The sequence below is a fragment of the Helicobacter didelphidarum genome (assembly GCF_003364195.1).
Classification (GTDB): domain Bacteria; phylum Campylobacterota; class Campylobacteria; order Campylobacterales; family Helicobacteraceae; genus Helicobacter_A; species Helicobacter_A didelphidarum.
Map to the genome: position 1 here is coordinate 1 of NZ_NXLQ01000111.1, position 1780 is coordinate 1780.

A 1780-nucleotide genomic window follows, 5' to 3' on the forward strand; every position below is an offset into this window, starting at 1 on the left:
ATAGGAGCAATTATAAGATAAAATAGCCATATTGCTATAAGAATTGGTTTGATAAACAAGCTTGTGCTGTGAAATAAACTAAGATAGAGTATCGCCATTGTCTAAATTATCCTCATATATAATTTACTTCACAAAAAATTCATTATTTATTATAATTCTTTGAATTATTGCTCCACCTATCGCAAATGGAGAACAAGCCATAATATCTATAAGTAACAATCCAAGCAATAATGCAGTAATGATAAATATAACAATATTTTGCATAAAACTAAAATAAATATTTTCTTTTTTATTATAAAAATATAATTTTAACAATACTCCATAGATTTGTATCCCTCCTCCGCTTATGAAAGCAAGTAAAAGCACAGGAATTGTCTTTATGCCTTCTTTGGTGTATATATAATACAAGCATACAAATACTATTCCACACATATAACCAAATAAGAAACTTTTACAAGCAAATATTTTATAAAAATAAATTATTTTATTTATATATCCTATTACAATAAATGCAATAAAGAAATAAAATATCCAACCTATTATTAAGACAAGATAATGTTGATATATAATAATAAATAAAACTCATATTTTACCAACTCTTAAATAATGATAAATAAAAAATTATAATTATATGGAATCTTAATTTGCTTAGCACTCTTGCTGAAGATTCTAAAGTCTAAACCAAAATAAAATGAGTTTTGGTAATTTTGGTAGTTTTGATTGGTGATGTGGTATTTGTTTTGTTGTGCTGATTGTTTGATAGTAGTTTGCATTATCTGCCCCCAAGACCAATTAATGAAGTGCCATAAAATAAAATAAAAAATGGACTAGCAATTACATTATCTACAAATATAACACAGAATATAAGAAATACAAAAAGAGATTCTAGAATACTCATTTTATGCTTAGAATCTGTGTTTAAAATAGGAAGTAAAGTTAGGGTAATTGTTGTTATCCCCGTGGCTGCAATATTTAGTAACAAAAGCCAATCCCACCCAAAATATAAAATCGCACAAGTTGTGCCTAATAAAATCGTAATAATCCATAGCATAAAAAATGGTTTTGAATAAAATATAGCATTGAAAAACTCTGTTTTATTCAACATACTGATAATAAAGGGCATAATGATAAAATAAAAAATCCAAGCAATAGCTAAAACTAAATTATCAAAATCAGATATTCCTTGCTTGAGCCACATATAAAGCAACACCATTACAAAACCCCTAATTTCAAATTAACACAATTATTATGTTTTATTTCTATTACCTTAGCATTCTTGCTAAAGATTCTAAAGTCTAAGCCAAAATAAAATGAGTTTTGGTAATCTTGGTAGTTTTGATTAATGATGTAGTATAGATTATGTTTTTTGCTATATTTAATAACTCTATCCATATCTTGCTCCATTCTTTGTGTGTCCATACTGGCAAGTTTAGTGGTTATAAAATGTGGCAAGTCTTTGTATGCTTTATATACACTTAAATGATATTCGAAAGATTTGATATTTGTTTGCGGATAATACTTCAATACCCAAGCCATAATTCTATCTCTCAATCATCTCTCCTAGTAATGCTGTGGTTGCCAATCCTCTGCGGTATCATCAGTAGATTCTATATCCCCATTTTCTACAAGCATATTAAGAATATCACATAAATCCTTGACTATTTTTTCTAGGGTTTTATCTTGTGAATATTGATGTGCAGGTCTAATTTGATTTTCTGCAAAATCTAAATCAAATTTCCAAGTATATGGAATATCATTGATAGTAAAATCCCAAATACTC

Annotated in this window: 4 protein-coding genes and 1 pseudogene; all 5 read right to left on the reverse strand. The window is 27.2% G+C overall.

From position 1 onward, the window contains the following. Positions 1-123: 123 nt before the first annotated feature. Positions 124-408: a hypothetical protein gene (locus CQA53_RS11190; RefSeq protein WP_147290051.1), complete on the reverse strand. Its 285-nt coding sequence runs from the start codon at positions 406-408 to the stop codon at positions 124-126. Between the two features lie 191 nt (positions 409-599). Further along, positions 600-773 carry a hypothetical protein gene (locus CQA53_RS12735; protein WP_181882473.1) on the reverse strand — a complete coding sequence of 58 codons (174 nt, stop codon included), beginning with the start codon at positions 771-773 and terminating at the stop codon, positions 600-602. After that, positions 773-1213 (reverse strand): hypothetical protein, encoded by a 441-nt coding sequence (locus CQA53_RS11195; protein WP_115543999.1) that lies wholly within the window; start codon positions 1211-1213, stop codon positions 773-775. The genes CQA53_RS12735 and CQA53_RS11195 overlap by 1 nt, the downstream gene beginning before the upstream one ends. Then, positions 1213-1551: a hypothetical protein gene (locus CQA53_RS13440; RefSeq protein ID WP_245945911.1), complete on the reverse strand. Its 339-nt coding sequence runs from the start codon at positions 1549-1551 to the stop codon at positions 1213-1215. The genes CQA53_RS11195 and CQA53_RS13440 overlap by 1 nt, the downstream gene beginning before the upstream one ends. Before the next feature lie 9 nt (positions 1552-1560). Continuing rightward, positions 1561-1780: pseudogene (locus CQA53_RS12740) on the reverse strand (hypothetical protein); the annotation flags it as partial.